Source organism: Enterobacter ludwigii, assembly GCA_023023105.1.
Taxonomy (GTDB): Bacteria; Pseudomonadota; Gammaproteobacteria; order Enterobacterales; family Enterobacteriaceae; genus Enterobacter; species Enterobacter adelaidei.
Genome location: CP083824.1, coordinates 4,649,999 through 4,665,960 on the forward strand (window position 1 = coordinate 4,649,999; position 15,962 = coordinate 4,665,960).

The window sequence follows — 15,962 nt, forward strand, 5'->3', positions numbered from 1 at the left end:
CACTTTGAGTGCCCACACAGATTGTCTGATAAATTGTTAAAGAGCAGTGCCGCTTCGTTTTCGCTGCGGCGCGGGGTGTGCATATTACGCTTTCCCGCTACAGAGTCAAGCGTTTATTTTGCTTTTCTCTGCTGACCCGGCGGCGTGTGTGCCGTTGTTCCGTGTCAGTGGAGGCGCATTATAGGGAGTTATTCCGACGTGACAAGAGGAAATTTAAAAAAAGTTTTCATCCGTGTCTTTTTTCACCAACAGCGATGAAATCAAGCTACAAATTGTTCTATTTGATGTATCTGCAACCACAATCACACTCGAGGTGGCATAATTATCAGCATGAATCTTTAAGGAATAAAAGCGATGCCATTAAGCGCACAACAGCTGGCCGCCCAAAAAAACCTGTCGTATGTGCTGGCAGAGAAGCTGGCTCAGCGGATTTTAGCGGGTAAATATGCCCCAGGCAGCATCCTGCCGGGTGAAATGGAGCTGGGTGAGCAGTTTGGAGTGAGTCGTACAGCAGTTCGTGAAGCGGTGAAAACCCTAACGGCAAAAGGTATGGTGCTTCCACGTCCCCGCATCGGCACACGTGTCATGCCACAGAGTAACTGGAATTTTCTCGATCAGGAGCTGCTCTCCTGGTGGATGACGGAAGATAACTTTCATCAGGTTGTCGATCACTTTCTGGTGATGCGCAGCAGTCTTGAACCACAGGCGTGCCTGCTTGCCGCCACGCTTGGAACGGCAGAACAGAAAGCACAGCTCAACGCGTTAATGGAAGAGATGGTGTTCCTGAAAAAGCACTTCAACCGGGAACGCTGGGTTGAGGTCGATATGGCCTGGCATGAACATATCTATATGATGAGTGCCAATCCGTTCCTCACCTCTTTTGCTTCTTTATTTCATTCGGTGTACCACACTTACTTTACCTCTATTACACAAGACGAAGTGGTTAAACTGGATTTGCATCAGGCGATAGTGGATGCCATTCAGGAAAGCGACGGGCAGCGAGCCCTGAGTGCGTGCCAGGCATTGCTGGCCGCGCCAACCCACCAGCAGGTAAATAAATGACAAAGAAAAAAGCGCGCAGCATGGCCGGATTGCCGTGGATTGCAGCCATGGCGTTTTTTATGCAGGCACTGGATGCCACCATCCTCAACACAGCGCTTCCCGCTATTGCGCAAAGCCTTAACCGCTCCCCGCTGGCGATGCAGTCCGCCATCATTAGCTACACCCTGACGGTCGCGATGTTAATTCCGGTCAGCGGCTGGCTGGCCGACCGCTTCGGCACCCGCAGAGTTTTCATGTTGGCCGTAACGCTCTTTACGCTCGGCTCGCTGGCTTGTGCGCTCTCCTCATCCTTAACGGAGCTGGTTATCTTCCGCGTATTACAAGGTATTGGCGGAGCGATGATGATGCCCGTGGCACGCCTTGCCTTGCTGCGAGCCTATCCTCGAAGCGAACTGCTTCCCGTGCTCAACTTCGTCACCATGCCAGGCCTGGTTGGCCCGATACTTGGCCCGGTACTAGGTGGTGTGTTTGTCACCTGGGCAAGCTGGCACTGGATCTTCCTGATTAATATTCCTATTGGCGTTGCCGGGCTGCTGTATGCCCGCAAATATATGCCGAACTTCACCACGCCAAGACGCAGCTTCGACATGGGAGGCTTTTTCCTGTTTGGACTGAGCCTGGTGCTCTTCTCAAGCGGGATGGAACTGTTTGGTGAGAAGATCGTAGCAACATGGATTGCGCTCTCCGTCATCCTCAGCGGTATTCTGCTGTTCCTTCTTTATATACGTCACGCGCGCCGTCACCCGACACCGTTAATCTCACTCGGACTCTTTAACACCCGAACGTTTTCCGTAGGGATTGCAGGCAACATTGCGTCACGTCTGGGGACGGGTTGCGTACCGTTTCTGATGCCATTGATGCTGCAGGTCGGTTTCGGCTACCCGGCACTGATTGCTGGCTGCATGATGGCGCCCACGGCAATGGGCTCGATTCTGGCAAAATCAACGGTTACACAGGTGCTGCGCTGGTTTGGCTATCGTAAGACGCTGGTTGGCGTAACGGTCTTTATCGGTCTGATGATTGCGCAGTTCTCTCTGCAATCCGCCGCCCTTCCCGTATGGATGTTGATCCTGCCGTTATTTGTGCTGGGCATGGCGATGTCAACGCAGTTTACGTCGATGAATACCATCACGCTGGCAGATCTGACGGACGAGAACGCCAGCAGCGGCAACAGCGTGCTGGCGGTGACGCAACAGCTGTCGATCAGTCTTGGGGTGGCCGTAAGTGCGGCGGTACTGCGGTTTTATGAAGGTTTTGACAGCACGAATACCGTCGAGCAATTTCACTATACGTTTATCACGATGGGCGTTCTCACCGTCGTTTCAGCGCTGGTCTTTATGCTGTTAAAACCGAAAGACGGCCGCAACCTGATCAAAGAACGCCATAAAGCAAAGTCTAAGCCGAACCGCGTTCCATCAGAACAGGAGTAAGCTGCAGGCGTTGCTGTTGCAGCGTGGGCTGCGCCATACGGTGGATCAACACATCGATGGCCAGCTCGCCCAGTTCATCCTTCGGCTGATGAATCGTGGTCAGCGGTGGGGTCATGTAGCTAGCCAGTTCGATATCATCGTAACCAATTACCGCCATATCATCCGGAACGCGCAAGCCTGCCTGATATAACGCCTGATAGGCGCCAAATGCCATGGCATCGTTGCCGATAAAGACGGCCTGCGGACGCTGCGGCTGCGCCAGCAAGGTCTGCATCGCTTCAAAGCCACCGTGAAACTCAAAATCACCGGTAATACGGTCGCCTTCTGGCACAGAAAGCCCCGCCCGGGCCATAGCAGAGAGATACCCTTCCAGACGCAAACGCGCCGGGGTTTTATCCAGCGGACCGGTAATACAGGCAATGCGGGTGTAACCTTTATCGATCAGATACTGGGTGGCCATGTCGCCCCCCAGCAGGGAGTTATCCTGAATCAGATCGCTGGTACCGTCGAACGGTGCCCAGTCCATCATCACCGTGGGAATAGAGGGATAACGCTGGATAATCTCTTTCGAGGGCTGGTGTGTTTCGGTACAGAGCAGCAGTAGCCCGTCGACGCGTTTTTGCATCAGCGTCTCCAGGTTGCGGTTCATTCTCTGCTCGTCACCTTCGGTATTGCACAGCACCAGGCTGTAGCCACGCTCGAAGCAACTACGCTCTACACCTCGCACAAGCTCAGAATAGAAAGGGTTGGTACTGGCCGTAATCAGCATACCAATAGTGCGCGTCTGGTTGAGCTTAAGACTACGCGCCAGTGCAGATGGCGCATAGTTGAGTTCTTTTACCGCAGCTTCGACTTTCTCCCGAATCGCCTCGCTGACGAAGCGATCGTTGTTTATAACGTGAGAGACCGTCGAGGTAGAAACACCCGCCATGCGGGCGACATCTTTCATTGTTGCCAAGCGTTACCCCTGCTGACTTAAGAATTCATCGATCTCTTTACGCCACGGAACGGAAGGCTGGGCCCCTTTGCGCGTCACGGCAATCGCGGCAGCAGCATGTGCAAAACGGATCGCATCATCCATTCGCTTGCCTTCCAGTAGCGCGGTCACCAGCGCACCATTGAAGGTGTCTCCAGCAGCGATGGTGTCAATCGCTTTCACCTTAAAGCCCGGCACTCGACGGCCTTCGCCATTGACGCTTGCCCACACCCCACGGCTACCAAGGGTGATAATCACGGTACCGATGCCTTTATCATGCAATGCACGTGCAGCTCGCGCGGCATCGTCATCATTTTCGACATGAATGCCCGTCAGCTTTTCCGCTTCGGTTTCGTTTGGCGTAATGATGTCCACCAGCGCCAGCAGCTCGTCTGATAATACACGGGCAGGAGCGGGATTAAGTACGACAGTGGTATGATTTTCATGCGCAATTTTGGCGGCGGCCAGCACGCTTTCAACCGGTGACTCCAGTTGCATCAGCAACGCTTCGGCATTCGCAATGATCTCACGTTGCGCTTCTACGCGCTCCGTTGTCAGAGCAGCGTTGGCACCAGCATGAATACCGATGACATTCTCACCTTCTGCGTTGACGAAAATCAGCGCCACGCCGGTAGATTCCCCTGCAACCACGCTGACCGGTGCGATATCGATATTATCGCTCGCCAGCTGTTTGCGTACGCGCTCACCGGTATCGTCATCACCCGTGCAGGCGATAAACGCAATATTCGCCCCACTGCGACCGGCGGCGACGGCCTGGTTTGCACCTTTACCGCCAAATGCCACCTGATACTGGTTACCCGTGACCGTTTCGCCCGGTGTAGGGAATGATTCAAGGTTAAGAATGTGATCGGCATTGATACTGCCAAGGACGACGAGGTTGCCTGCGGTTTTCATGGTTGGGTTGTCCATCTGAGAGCGCCACCGGTGTTACCCGGTGGCGTATGCCACACTTTTCTTTATTGGTGTCCCTCAGGCAGCCGCTGGCTGCCTGATTCGCCTTTTACTGCTTGATGACCAGTTTCAGGTCAACAGGGTATTTGGCCTGAACTTTTTCGCCCTTCAGCACTTTGTCGGCAGTTTCAACGCCAGTCGCGCCAATCTGCTCCGGCAACTGAGCGATGGTCGCAGCCAGTTTGCCATCGTTTACTGCTTTTTCACCATCCGGCGTACCGTCAAATCCGACAACCATCACATCAGATTTACCTGCAGTCTGCAGGGCACGCAGCGCACCCAGTGCCATTTCGTCGTTCTGCGCGAATACTGCCTGCACGTCAGGATGTGCGGTCAGCAGGTTCTGCATCACGTTCAGACCTTTAGTACGGTCGAAATCGGCAGGCTGGCTGGCCAGGACGTTAAATTTGTGTGCAGCAACGGCCTGCTGGAAGCCTTCGCCACGTTCACGGGCAGCAGAGGTACCCGCGATACCCTGTAATTCGATAACTTTCGCGCCTTCACCGGCTTTCTTCGCGATGTAATCACCCGCGATTTTACCGCCCAGCACGTTATCAGACGCAATGTGGCTGACCACGTCACCTTTAGAGGCCTGACGGTCCAGGGTGATCACCGGGATCTTCACCTGGTTTGCCATTTTAACGGCATTACCTACGGCATCAGAATCAGTTGGGTTGATCAGCAGAATTTTGGTACCACGAACGGTTAAGTCCTGAACGTTAGCCAGCTCTTTCGCCGGGTTGTTCTGGGAATCCAGCACCACCAGGTTGTAGCCCAGTTTGTCCGCTTCTTTCTGCGCGCCATCCTTCAGAGAGACGAAGAACGGGTTGTTCAGCGTGGAGATAACCAGCGCGATGGTGTCTTTCGCCATAGCGTTAGCACTTACGGTTGCGCTCAGCGCGACAGCAGAAACCAGGGTAGCCAGTTTTTTCATGTTCATATCTAAGATGTCCTGTAGTGTCGTCAGTTACTGTTTTTTGTTGTCTACCAGTACCGCCAGCAAAATCACCACTGCCTTAACGATCATCTGGTAATAGGAGGAAACACCTAACAAATTCAAACCATTATTCAGGAAACCGAGAATCAGTGCGCCGATCAATGTCCCAACAATGCGACCTTTACCACCCGCAAGACTCGTACCGCCCAGAACCACTGCCGCAATGGCATCCAGCTCATAACCCGTGCCCGCCGTTGGCTGCGCGGAGGAGAGGCGCGCCACTTCGATGATGCCTGCCAGAGAAGCCAGCAAGCCGCACAGGGAATAAACGATAATTTTAACTTTATTGACGCTAATCCCGGACAAACGCGTTGCCGCTTCGTTACCGCCCAGCGCATAGATATAACGACCCAGACGGGTGTGATGCAGCATGTACCACGCCGCCAGGAAGACGATAGCCATGATCCAGACCGGGGTCGGAATACCCAGCGGGCGGCCGATACCGAACCAGCCAAACAGATCGGCGTTATCGGTAAAGCCGGTGTTCACCGGGCTGCCGTTGGTGTAAACCATGGTCACACCGCGCAGCAACAGCATCATCACCAGCGTCGCGATGAACGCCTGAACACGCCCTTTCGCCACAATCACGCCGGTCACGGCACCGATTGCCGCCCCAGCAGCCAGCGCTGCAGCCACGGCCACCAGCGCGTTAACCTCAACACCAACAAGGGAAGCGGCGATCGCACCGGTGAGCGCCAGCAGGGAACCAACGGACAGATCGATCCCTGAGGTCAAAATCACCAGCGTCATCCCGACCGCCATAATGGCGTTTACAGAAGTCTGCTGAAGGATATTGAACAGGTTATTAACGGTGAAAAAGTTCGGACTCATGGTCGACACAATCGCGATCAGCACCAGCAGGGCAATCAGCGATTTTTGTTCCATCAGCCATGCCTTTGTGAAATAACGGCGACCAGAAACAGCCTGGGTAGTCATCTTCTTACTCCTGATTCACGCGATTAAGCTTGCCCACAGCGGCAGCCATCAGAACTTCCTGGGTGGCCTGCTCGCGAGTGAATTCACCGCCGAGATGCCCTTCATGCATGACGATAATGCGATCGCTCATGCCTAATACTTCTGGCATCTCGGAAGAGACCAGAATGATGCTCAGACCGTCGGCCTTGAACTGGTTAATCAGCTGATAGATCTCTTTCTTCGCGCCGACATCCACACCGCGGGTGGGTTCATCGAGGATTAGCACTTTCGGGCGCGTCATCAGACCACGCGCAATCGCCACCTTCTGCTGATTACCACCGGACAACAGGCCAATTGCCTGCTCCATCGACGGTGTTTTGACGTTAAACAGACGGATAAAATCGCTGACCGCCTGCTGTTCGTCTTTGTGTTTCAGCGTACCGCCGCTGTGACTGAAATAGCGCAGTGCGGTAAGCGACATGTTCTCTTTCACCGACATGCCCAGCACTAAGCCATCGCGCTTACGGTCTTCAGAAATATAGACAATGCCATTCGCCAGACCATCTTGCGGAGAGCGGGTGACCACTTCATGACCGTCGAGGGTGACATAACCGCTGGTGCGCGGCAGTGCGCCGTACAACACTTTCATCAGCTCGGTACGCCCAGCGCCCATCAGCCCCGCCACACCGAGGATTTCCCCCTGACGCAGGGTAAAGGTCACATCGTTCACACCTGGACCGCAGAGGTTGTCCACCTTCAGGCGGATCTCACCCGGCGCTTTATCCAGATGCGGGTATTGATCTTCGAGCTTACGTCCCACCATCATTTCGATGAGCGTATCTTCGGTCAGCGTGGCGACTTCGCGCTCGGCAATAAACTGTCCGTCGCGGAAAACGGTGACGTCATCGCAGATTTCGAAGATCTCTTTCATGCGGTGAGAGATATAGACAATCCCGCGCCCCTGCGATTTCAGCTCGCGGATAACGCGGAACAGGGATTCGGTTTCGGTATCGGTCAGGGCGTCAGTCGGTTCATCCATAATGATGACCTTCGACTCAAAACTCAGCACTTTCGCGATTTCCACCATCTGCTGATCGCCAATGGAAAGTTCACCCACCAGTCGGTCGCTCTTAAAGCGCAGGTTCAGCTTCGCCAGCAGCTTATCCGCTTCGGCATACATGGTTTTCCAGTCGATTTTGCCGAACCGGTTTACGAACTCGCGGCCCAGGAAGATATTCTCCGCAATGGTCAGCTGCGGGATCAGGTTCAGCTCCTGGTGAATAATACCGATACCCGCTTCCTGAGAGGATTTCGGGCCATTGAAGGTGGTCTCTTTACCCAGCCAGACGAGTGAACCGGCATCACGTTGGTAGATACCGGTCAGCACTTTCATCATGGTGGATTTGCCAGCGCCGTTTTCGCCCACCAGCGCCATCACGCGCCCGGGGTAGACGTTCAGCGCCGCACCGGAGAGGGCTTTTACGCCCGGGAACGACTTATCGATCCCTTTGAGTTGCAGTAATGCGTCCATGATGGCCTCAGAAGGTGACGCCAGCACAGAGAATGATATTCGCATACGGGGAACACTCCCCGCTGCGAATCACCGCCTGACTGTCTGCGGTTTGTTGTTTGAACTGCTCGTGCGTTGTGTAACGAATTTCTATGGTGTTTCCCTGGTGTTGTTGCAGTTGCTCAATATGGCTGAGCAACGTTTCGTGGAGTTGCGGATTATGTTGTTTGATTTCCGCCGCGAGAATGGCCGCCTCAACCTGCATCTCCGCCGTCACGACTTCCAGTACCTGCATAAACGAAGGAACACCCTGCGTTAACGCCATATCAATACGGGTTGTGCTACGCGGAACCGGTAAGCCTGCATCGCAAACCACCAGCGTATCGGTATGCCCAAGACGGGAAATAACCGACGAGATTTCTGAGTTGAGTACAGTGCCTTTCTTCATTTTCTTGCTCCACTAGCGAAACGTTTCGCTAAAATCAGTTTAGTCTCAACGGTGTTCAGAAAACCACCATGACGTAACAGATTTGTGATCGACGTCGAAACGTTTCGCTAAGTGAAATGTAGAGACAATTATGGTGGGTAGGCAGGGGGGTTTGTAAGCCGGGTAAGCGCAACGCCACCCGGCATTTAATGCAGGCTTAAATCTCGACCTGTGTACCCAGCTCAATCACTCGGTTAGGCGGGATCTCAAACTGGTCAGGCGCACGCAGGGCGTTACGTTGCAGGATAAGGTACAACTTGCCGCGCAGGCGCAGATACCACGGACGCTTGCCAATAATCAGTGACTCGTGTGACATGAAGAATGACGTCTCCATCATCCGGCAGCTCAGCCCTTCCAGGCCGCAGCGGTGGAAGACCTCTTCCACGTTTGGCGTTTCACGCCAGCCGTAGCTTGCCACCACGCGCCAGAAGGTAGGCGACAATTGCTCAATCTGAACACGACGCACATTGTGAACATACGGTGCATCTTCGGTGCGCAACGTCAGCAGAATCACACGCTCGTGCAATACCTTGTTGTGCTTAAGATTATGCATCAACGCAAACGGGATCACGTTCAAGGCACGAGACATGTACACCGCAGTTCCCGGTACACGCACTGGCGGGGATTTCTCCAGCGACGCAATCATCGCCTCCAGAGAATTCCCGTGTTCGTGCATACGACGCAGCAGACGGAAGCGCTCGCTTTTCCATGTGGTCATGACAATAAACATCACCAGACCCAGCGTCAGCGGTAGCCAGCCACCGGAAACAATCTTGTCGAGGTTCGCGGAGAACAGCGGCACGTCGATACACAGGAAGCCCACCAGAATCATCGCCACGAGGAATTTATTCCAGTGCCAGTTTCGGTACGCGACCGTTGTGGAGAGGATCGACGTCAGTACCATGGTACCGGTGACCGCAATACCGTACGCCGCCGCCAGGTTGCTGGAATGCTCGAAGCTGACGATGACGATCACCACAGCGAAATAGAGCAGCCAGTTAACGAACGGAATGTAGATCTGGCCCGACTCCATCTCTGAGGTATGGATGATGCGCATAGGTGAGAGATACCCCAGACGCACGGCCTGGCGCGTCAGAGAAAACACGCCTGAAATCACCGCCTGAGAGGCAATGACGGTCGCCAGCGTCGCCAGAATCAGCATCGGTACCAGTGCCCAGTCAGGGGCCAGCAGGAAGAATGGGTTCTTTATCGCTTCCGGATTTTTGAGCAACAGCGCGCCCTGGCCGAAGTAGTTCAGCACCAGAGACGGCAGTACCACAATAAACCAGGCCACGCGGATAGGCAGTTTCCCGAAGTGTCCCATGTCAGCATACAGCGCTTCAACGCCGGTGATGGAGAGCACAACCGCCCCCAGCGCCACGAAGGAAACCACTTTGTATTCGAGGAAGAAATTCACGGCCCAGTAGGGGTTTAGCGCTTGCAGCACTTCCGGGTTAGCAATAATGCTGCGTAAACCAAGCGCCGCCAGGATCAGGAACCAGGCCAGCATAATCGGCGCGAACAGTTTCCCCACCAGCCCGGTACCGTGCTTCTGGATCATAAACAGCAGCGTCAGGACAATAATGGCCAGAGGAACAACCCAGGAATCAAGCTGCGGGGCAATAATCTCCAGCCCCTCTATCGCCGAAAGCACTGAGATAGCAGGCGTGATGACGACTTCCCCATAGAAGAAACTGCCGCCAATCAGGCCGATGATGACCAGCACCGACGTCATTCTGGCTGACGTGTTACGCCCGGCAAGGGACATCAGGGTCAGGATACCGCCTTCGCCTGCGTTATCAGCGCGCATAACAAAGGAGAGATATTTAACAGAAACTACCAGGATCAGCAGCCAGAAGATGAGGGACAGGAAGCCAAATACGGCATCGCGTTCAACACCAAAGCCAAACTGGCCGGACAGACATTCACGAAGCGTATAAAGCGGGCTGGTGCCGATATCACCGTAGACAACCCCGATCGCCGCAAGCGTAATTGCGGGTAATGATTGCTTATTATCAGTGCTCATAGACTAGTCTTTTCGTTTAAATAACAAATGTGTTCCTGGTCCCTTGGTCCACAAAAAGCGCACAGTATGCCTGATTCGTTGCAAAATCGTACCCCTAAATGCAACCGCATTAATGTAGCGCAAAGAAAATTGCGCCGCACTTCAGTCTATTACCAGCCCTGGCTGAAACGTCTATACTCGCTTCAATTGGCCGCCACGACGGCGAAAGGATGCAAAAACTATTATGGCTCACTCACATTTATTAGCAGAAAGAATTTCCCGCCTCAGCAGCGCGCTGGAAAAAGGCCTTTTCGAGCGTAGCCACGCCATCCGCCTCTGTTTACTGGCGGCGTTGAGCGGCGAAAGCGTATTTCTGCTGGGTCCACCGGGTATCGCCAAAAGCCTGATTGCCCGCCGACTGAAATTTGCCTTTCAGAACGCCCGCGCGTTTGAATACCTGATGACCCGCTTTTCCACCCCGGAAGAAGTGTTTGGCCCCCTTTCTATTCAGGCGCTGAAAGATGAAGGGCGCTATGAGCGTTTGACGGCGGGATATCTGCCTGAGGCAGAAATTGTCTTTCTTGATGAAATCTGGAAAGCGGGACCGGCCATTCTGAACACCCTGCTCACGGCGATAAACGAACGTCGGTTCCGCAACGGTGCCAGTGAAGAAAAAATCCCGATGCGTCTGCTGGTGGCCGCCTCCAACGAACTCCCCGAGGCCGACAGCAGTCTGGAAGCGCTGTATGACCGCATGTTGATCCGCCTGTGGCTGGACAAAGTGCAGGATAAATCCAACTTCCGCTCTATGCTGGTGAGCCAGCAGGATGAGAATGAAAACCCGGTCTCCGCTTCGCTTCAGGTTACCGATGAGGAATATCAGCTGTGGCAGCAGGAGATCGGCAAAATCAAACTGCCAGATGCCGTCTTCGAGCTGATCTTCATGCTGCGCCAGCAGCTCGATTTACTCCCTTCAGCGCCCTATGTCTCCGATCGTCGCTGGAAAAAAGCGATCCGCCTGCTGCAGGCCAGCGCCCTGTTCAGCGGCCGTGATGCCGTTGCGCCAATCGATCTGATCCTGCTGAAAGATTGCCTCTGGCACGACGCAGAAGGCATGAACCTGATGCAGCAACAGCTTGAAATATTGATGACCGGACACGCCTGGGGACAACAGGCGATGCTCAACCAGCTTGGTGCTATTGCCCAACGACGCATCCAGTTACAGCAGCAACAAAGTGATAAAACGGCGCTGAAAGTGAACCGGCTGGGTGGAATGTTCGCCCGCAAACCTCACTACGAATTACCCGCCGAGCTGACTAGCCCGACGCTTACCCTGCTGCTCCAGCAACCGCTAAAGCTCCATGATATGCAGGTTGTACACGTTACGATTGAGCGCGAGCCGCTATCGCAATGGCTGGATAAAGGTGGAGAAATCCGCGGAAAACTCAACGGCATCGGTTTCGCGCAGCCGCTAAGTATGGAAGTGGACAGTAGCCAGCATCTGGTGATCCGCGATGTGAGCCTGCAGGGATCGCGTCTTGCACTGCCAGGCACCGCCTCTGACAGCGTTCCTGAAGAGATTAAGCAGCAGCTGGAAGCGCTGGATACCGAATGGCACCAGCAACACACCCGCTTTAGCGAGCAGCAAAAATGCCTCTTCATACATAGCGACTGGTTAGGTCGCATTGAAGCCAGCCTGCAGGATGTGAGCACACAGATTAAACAGGCGCGTCAATGCTAACGCTGGATACGCTTAACATCATGCTGGCCGTCAGCGAAGAAGGGTTGATCGAAGAAGTGGTCATTACCCTTCTGGCGTCGCCGCAGTTGGCCGCATTCTTTGAAAAATTTCCGAAGCTTAAAAAAGCGATGACGGACGATCTCCCACGCTGGCGTGAAAACTTGCGTCAGCGGTTCAAAGAGACCGAGGTCCCCCCTGAGTTAACGGAAGAGGTGGCCTGTTATCAGCAGTGCCAGCGGCTCTCAACGCCACAGTTTATCGTTCAGCTTCCGCAAACCCTGACATTGCTCGACAACGTCCACTCCCCGTTTGCCAGCCAGGCCCGGGTGCTGGTCACGGATAACGCCACCTTCACGCCCGCGTTGCACACTCTCTTTTTACAGCGCTGGCGCCTCAGCCTTGTCGTTCAGGCCACAACATTGAACCAGCAACTGCTGGATGAGGAGCGTGAACAACTGCTCAGTGAAGTTCAGGAACGCATGACCTTAAGCGGTCAGCTCGAGCAGGTACTGGTGGAAAATGAAAACGCCGCCGGGCGTCTCTGGGATATGAGCGCCGGTCAGCTTCGGCGCGGGGATTATCAGCTGATCGTCAAGTACGGCGATTTTCTGGCACAGCAGCCCGAGCTGATGAAACTCGCAGAACAGTTGGGCCGTTCAAGGGAGGCAAAGTCAGTCCCAAAGAAAGATGCCCCGATGGAAACCTTCCGCACCCTGGTACGCGAACCGGCAACCGTTCCCGAGCAGGTCGATGGGCTTCAGCAAAGCGATGACATTTTGCGCCTGCTGCCCACCGAACTCAGCACGCTGGGGATGACCGAGCTGGAGTATGAGTTTTACCGTCGGCTGGTGGAAAAACAGCTTCTCACCTACCGGCTGCACGGTGAAGCCTGGCGCGAGAAGCTCAGCCAGAGGCCAGTCGTCCACCAGGATTTTGATGAGCAGCCGCGCGGACCTTTTATTGTTTGCGTGGATACGTCCGGATCGATGGGCGGGTTTAATGAGCAATGTGCGAAGGCATTCTGTCTGGCTCTGATGCGCGTGGCGCTCGCCGATCGCCGTCGCTGCTTCATCATGCTCTTCTCCAGCGAGGTGGTGGGTTATGAGCTGACGAACCAGCAGGGTATCGAACAGGCGATCCGCTTTTTAAGCCAGCGTTTTCGCGGCGGCACGGATTTAGCCAGCTGTTTTCGTAGCATTGTGGAGAGAATGCAGGGTGGCGACTGGTACGACGCTGACGCGGTGGTAATTTCCGATTTTATTGCCCAGCGTCTGCCGGATGATGTGGTGAATAAAGTGAAGGAGTTACAGCGGGTGCATCAGCACCGTTTCCACGCGGTGGCGATGTCCGCCCATGGAAAACCCGGCATCATGCGCATCTTCGATCATATCTGGCGCTTCGATACCGGGTTGCGTAGCCGCCTGCTCAGACGCTGGCGGCGTTAATCACAGAAGGGAGCCAACGCTTTCGCGTACTTGCTGCGGCCAGACGCCACACTGAACCTGACCGATATGTGGCAACTGAAGCAGTAACATGGTCAGACGGGACTGGCCGATACCGCCACCGATGGTCTGCGGCATTTCCCCGCGTAGCAGCGACTGGTGCCACTCTAATTTGAGACGATCTTCGTCGCCAGTAACGGCCAGCTGACGCTTCAGCGCATCAGCATCCACGCGGATCCCCATAGAAGACAGCTCAAACGCATCTTCCAGCACCGGGTTCCAGACCAGGATATCGCCGTTCAGACCCGCGTATTCGCTCTCACCACGGGTGCTCCAGTCATCATAATCCGGCGCACGAACGTCGTGGCGTTTGCCGTCAGACAGTTTGCCGCCGATCCCCATCAGAAACACAGCACCTAATTCTTTGGCGATTGCGCGTTCACGGCCTTTAGCATCCAGATCCGGGAAACGGCTCAGCAGCTCCTGGCTGTGCACAAAGTGGATCGTATCCGGCAGGAACGGTGCCAGACCAAACTCTTTGCTTACAGCCGCTTCGGTCGCTTTGATCCCAGCGTAGATCGCCTCAACGGTGGATTTCAGCGTACCGACATGGCGCTCGGCATCACCCATTACGCGCTCCCAGTCCCACTGATCAACGTAGACGGAGTGAATTGGAGTAAGGCGGTCTTCATCGGGGCGAAGGGCTTTCATGTGCGTGTAGAGCCCTTCGCCCGCGCTGAAGTCGTGTTGTCCCAGGGTTTGACGCTTCCATTTCGCAAGGGAGTGAACCACTTCGAACTGGGCATCTGGCAGTGTTTTCACTTTCACCTGCACCGCTTTTTCGCTTCCAGATAAGTTATCCTGCGTCCCGTCACCCACGCGGCTCAGAATGGGAGCCTGGACTTCAATCAGTCCAAGTTTATCTTCCAGCTGGCTTGAAAAATGGGATTTAACGAAACTGATCTGGCGTTGTTTTGCGATATAAGCGGTTTTCATTATTTATACTCCTGCGTCCTGTTGCTATTGATTAAGCAACAGAAATGGCACCTTATTCAATAACCAATCAACAAAAAGCCTCCTTCACTTTTGATTCGATAAAATAAACCGCTAGAATAGAGTGATTCATTAATCTTCATAAGAAAAAGCTATGGAAAATTATCAGATCGACAATCTCGACCGCGGCATCCTGGAGGCCTTAATGGCTAATGCCCGTACCGCCTACGCCGAGCTGGCAAAACAGTTTGGTGTCAGCCCGGGAACAATCCATGTTCGCGTAGAGAAGATGAAACAGGCGGGGATCATTACCGGCGCACGCATTGACGTCAGCCCCAAACAGCTGGGTTATGACGTTTGCTGCTTTATCGGCATCATTCTTAAAAGCGCAAAAGACTACCCTTCTGCCCTGGCAAAGCTGAACGCACTCGATGAAGTCACAGAAGCCTATTACACCACCGGGCACTACAGCATCTTTATAAAAGTCATGTGTCGATCCATCGACGCCCTCCAGCAGGTACTTATCAACAAGATCCAAACAATCGATGAAATTCAGTCCACTGAGACCCTGATCTCCCTGCAAAACCCGATAATGCGTACCATCCGCCCGTGATCGGGCAAATTCATTCCCACATTTTCCACAGGTAGATCCCAGCTCGTTCACAGCGTACAATGGCCGCCTCTTTATCTGAGCGAGCGATCAATGGCTGACATTACTCTTATCAGTGGCAGCACCCTGGGCGGTGCGGAATACGTTGCGGAACATCTGGCTGAGAAGCTGGAAGAAGCAGGTTTTTCCACAGAGACACTGCACGGACCGCTGCTTGAAGATCTCCCGACTGATGGGATCTGGCTGCTGATCACCTCCACACATGGCGCAGGCGACCTGCCGGATAACCTGCAACCTTTATATGACGAACTGCAGGAACAACAACCAGACCTGTCCAACGTCCGTTTTGGTGCGGTAGGTATCGGAAGTCGTGAATATGACACCTTCTGTGGCGCAATAGAGAAAGTTGAGGCCGCTGTTACCGCCTGTGGTGCAAAACAGCTGGGTGAAACGCTGAAGATCAACATCCTCGATCATGATATTCCGGAAGATCCAGCCGAGATCTGGCTGGCAGAATGGAAAAATTTACTCAAAAACGATTAAAGATCGCGCGAACAGATGTGGATAACTCTGGTTAAAAGCTCGTATTAAGCCGTAGTTATCCAAATAACAACTCTGGTATGGTTTTTGACCTGTGCATAAAGTGGCGATCTGATCCCAGCTTATACGGTCCAGGATCACCGATCATTCACAGCAAACGATCCTTCCTAACCGCATGATCTTATTTGCCGGATCGGACTTATCCACAGAGGTCGGCGATCCTAATAAGAGATCACAATAGAACAGATCTCTAAATAAAAGATCTTCTTTTTAATAGCCCAG

Annotated in this window: 14 protein-coding genes; 6 read left to right on the forward strand and 8 right to left on the reverse strand. The window is 53.9% G+C overall.

What is annotated here, in order from left to right:
- Positions 1-354: 354 nt before the first annotated feature.
- Positions 355-1,062, forward strand: a complete 708-nt coding sequence (locus LCD46_22510) for a FadR family transcriptional regulator (GenBank protein ID UOY70734.1) — start codon at positions 355-357, stop codon at positions 1,060-1,062.
- A complete protein-coding gene (gene mdtD / locus LCD46_22515; GenBank protein UOY70735.1) occupies positions 1,059-2,492 on the forward strand; it encodes a multidrug transporter subunit MdtD in 1,434 nt (477 codons plus the stop codon). The genes LCD46_22510 and mdtD overlap by 4 nt, the downstream gene beginning before the upstream one ends.
- Here mdtD and rbsR read toward each other — a convergent pair.
- From rbsR to kup, 7 genes are all read right to left on the reverse strand, one after another.
- On the reverse strand, positions 2,458-3,450 hold the full coding sequence (gene rbsR / locus LCD46_22520) for a ribose operon transcriptional repressor RbsR (protein UOY70736.1): 993 nt from the start codon (positions 3,448-3,450) through the stop codon (positions 2,458-2,460). The two genes, mdtD and rbsR, sit on opposite strands and share 35 nt — an antisense overlap.
- Positions 3,451-3,453: 3 nt before the next feature.
- On the reverse strand, positions 3,454-4,383 hold the full coding sequence (rbsK, locus tag LCD46_22525) for a ribokinase (GenBank protein ID UOY73037.1): 930 nt from the start codon (positions 4,381-4,383) through the stop codon (positions 3,454-3,456).
- Positions 4,384-4,489: 106 nt separating this feature from the next.
- Positions 4,490-5,380: a ribose ABC transporter substrate-binding protein RbsB gene (rbsB, locus tag LCD46_22530; protein ID UOY70737.1), complete on the reverse strand. Its 891-nt coding sequence runs from the start codon at positions 5,378-5,380 to the stop codon at positions 4,490-4,492.
- Between the two features lie 27 nt (positions 5,381-5,407).
- Positions 5,408-6,373 carry a ribose ABC transporter permease gene (gene rbsC, locus LCD46_22535; protein ID UOY70738.1) on the reverse strand — a complete coding sequence of 322 codons (966 nt, stop codon included), beginning with the start codon at positions 6,371-6,373 and terminating at the stop codon, positions 5,408-5,410.
- 4 nt (positions 6,374-6,377) lie between these two features.
- Entirely contained in the window at positions 6,378-7,883 is a 1,506-nt protein-coding gene (rbsA, locus tag LCD46_22540) for a ribose ABC transporter ATP-binding protein RbsA (GenBank protein ID UOY73038.1), read from the reverse strand.
- Positions 7,884-7,890: 7 nt separating this feature from the next.
- Positions 7,891-8,310, reverse strand: a complete 420-nt coding sequence (gene rbsD / locus LCD46_22545; protein ID UOY70739.1) for a D-ribose pyranase — start codon at positions 8,308-8,310, stop codon at positions 7,891-7,893.
- A gap of 196 nt (positions 8,311-8,506) precedes the next feature.
- On the reverse strand, positions 8,507-10,375 hold the full coding sequence (gene kup / locus LCD46_22550) for a low affinity potassium transporter Kup (protein UOY70740.1): 1,869 nt from the start codon (positions 10,373-10,375) through the stop codon (positions 8,507-8,509).
- 223 nt (positions 10,376-10,598) lie between these two features.
- On the opposite strand from kup, the gene ravA reads away from it, so the two are divergent.
- Together ravA and viaA are read left to right on the forward strand one after the other, a co-directional pair.
- A complete protein-coding gene (ravA, locus tag LCD46_22555) occupies positions 10,599-12,095 on the forward strand; it encodes an ATPase RavA (GenBank protein UOY70741.1) in 1,497 nt (498 codons plus the stop codon).
- The gene (viaA, locus tag LCD46_22560; protein UOY70742.1) at positions 12,089-13,540 is read left to right on the forward strand and encodes an ATPase RavA stimulator ViaA; all 1,452 of its coding nucleotides are present in this window, start codon (positions 12,089-12,091) and stop codon (positions 13,538-13,540) included. The genes ravA and viaA overlap by 7 nt, the downstream gene beginning before the upstream one ends.
- On the opposite strand, the gene asnA is transcribed toward viaA, so the two are convergent.
- Entirely contained in the window at positions 13,541-14,533 is a 993-nt protein-coding gene (gene asnA, locus LCD46_22565) for an aspartate--ammonia ligase (protein ID UOY70743.1), read from the reverse strand.
- A gap of 151 nt (positions 14,534-14,684) precedes the next feature.
- On the opposite strand from asnA, the gene asnC reads away from it, so the two are divergent.
- Positions 14,685-15,143, forward strand: coding sequence for a transcriptional regulator AsnC (gene asnC / locus LCD46_22570; protein ID UOY70744.1), 459 nt, complete (start codon positions 14,685-14,687; stop codon positions 15,141-15,143).
- Positions 15,144-15,233: 90 nt separating this feature from the next.
- Complete coding sequence (gene mioC, locus LCD46_22575; protein UOY70745.1) at positions 15,234-15,683, forward strand: FMN-binding protein MioC; 450 nt, start codon at positions 15,234-15,236, stop codon at positions 15,681-15,683.
- Positions 15,684-15,962 lie beyond the last annotated feature (279 nt).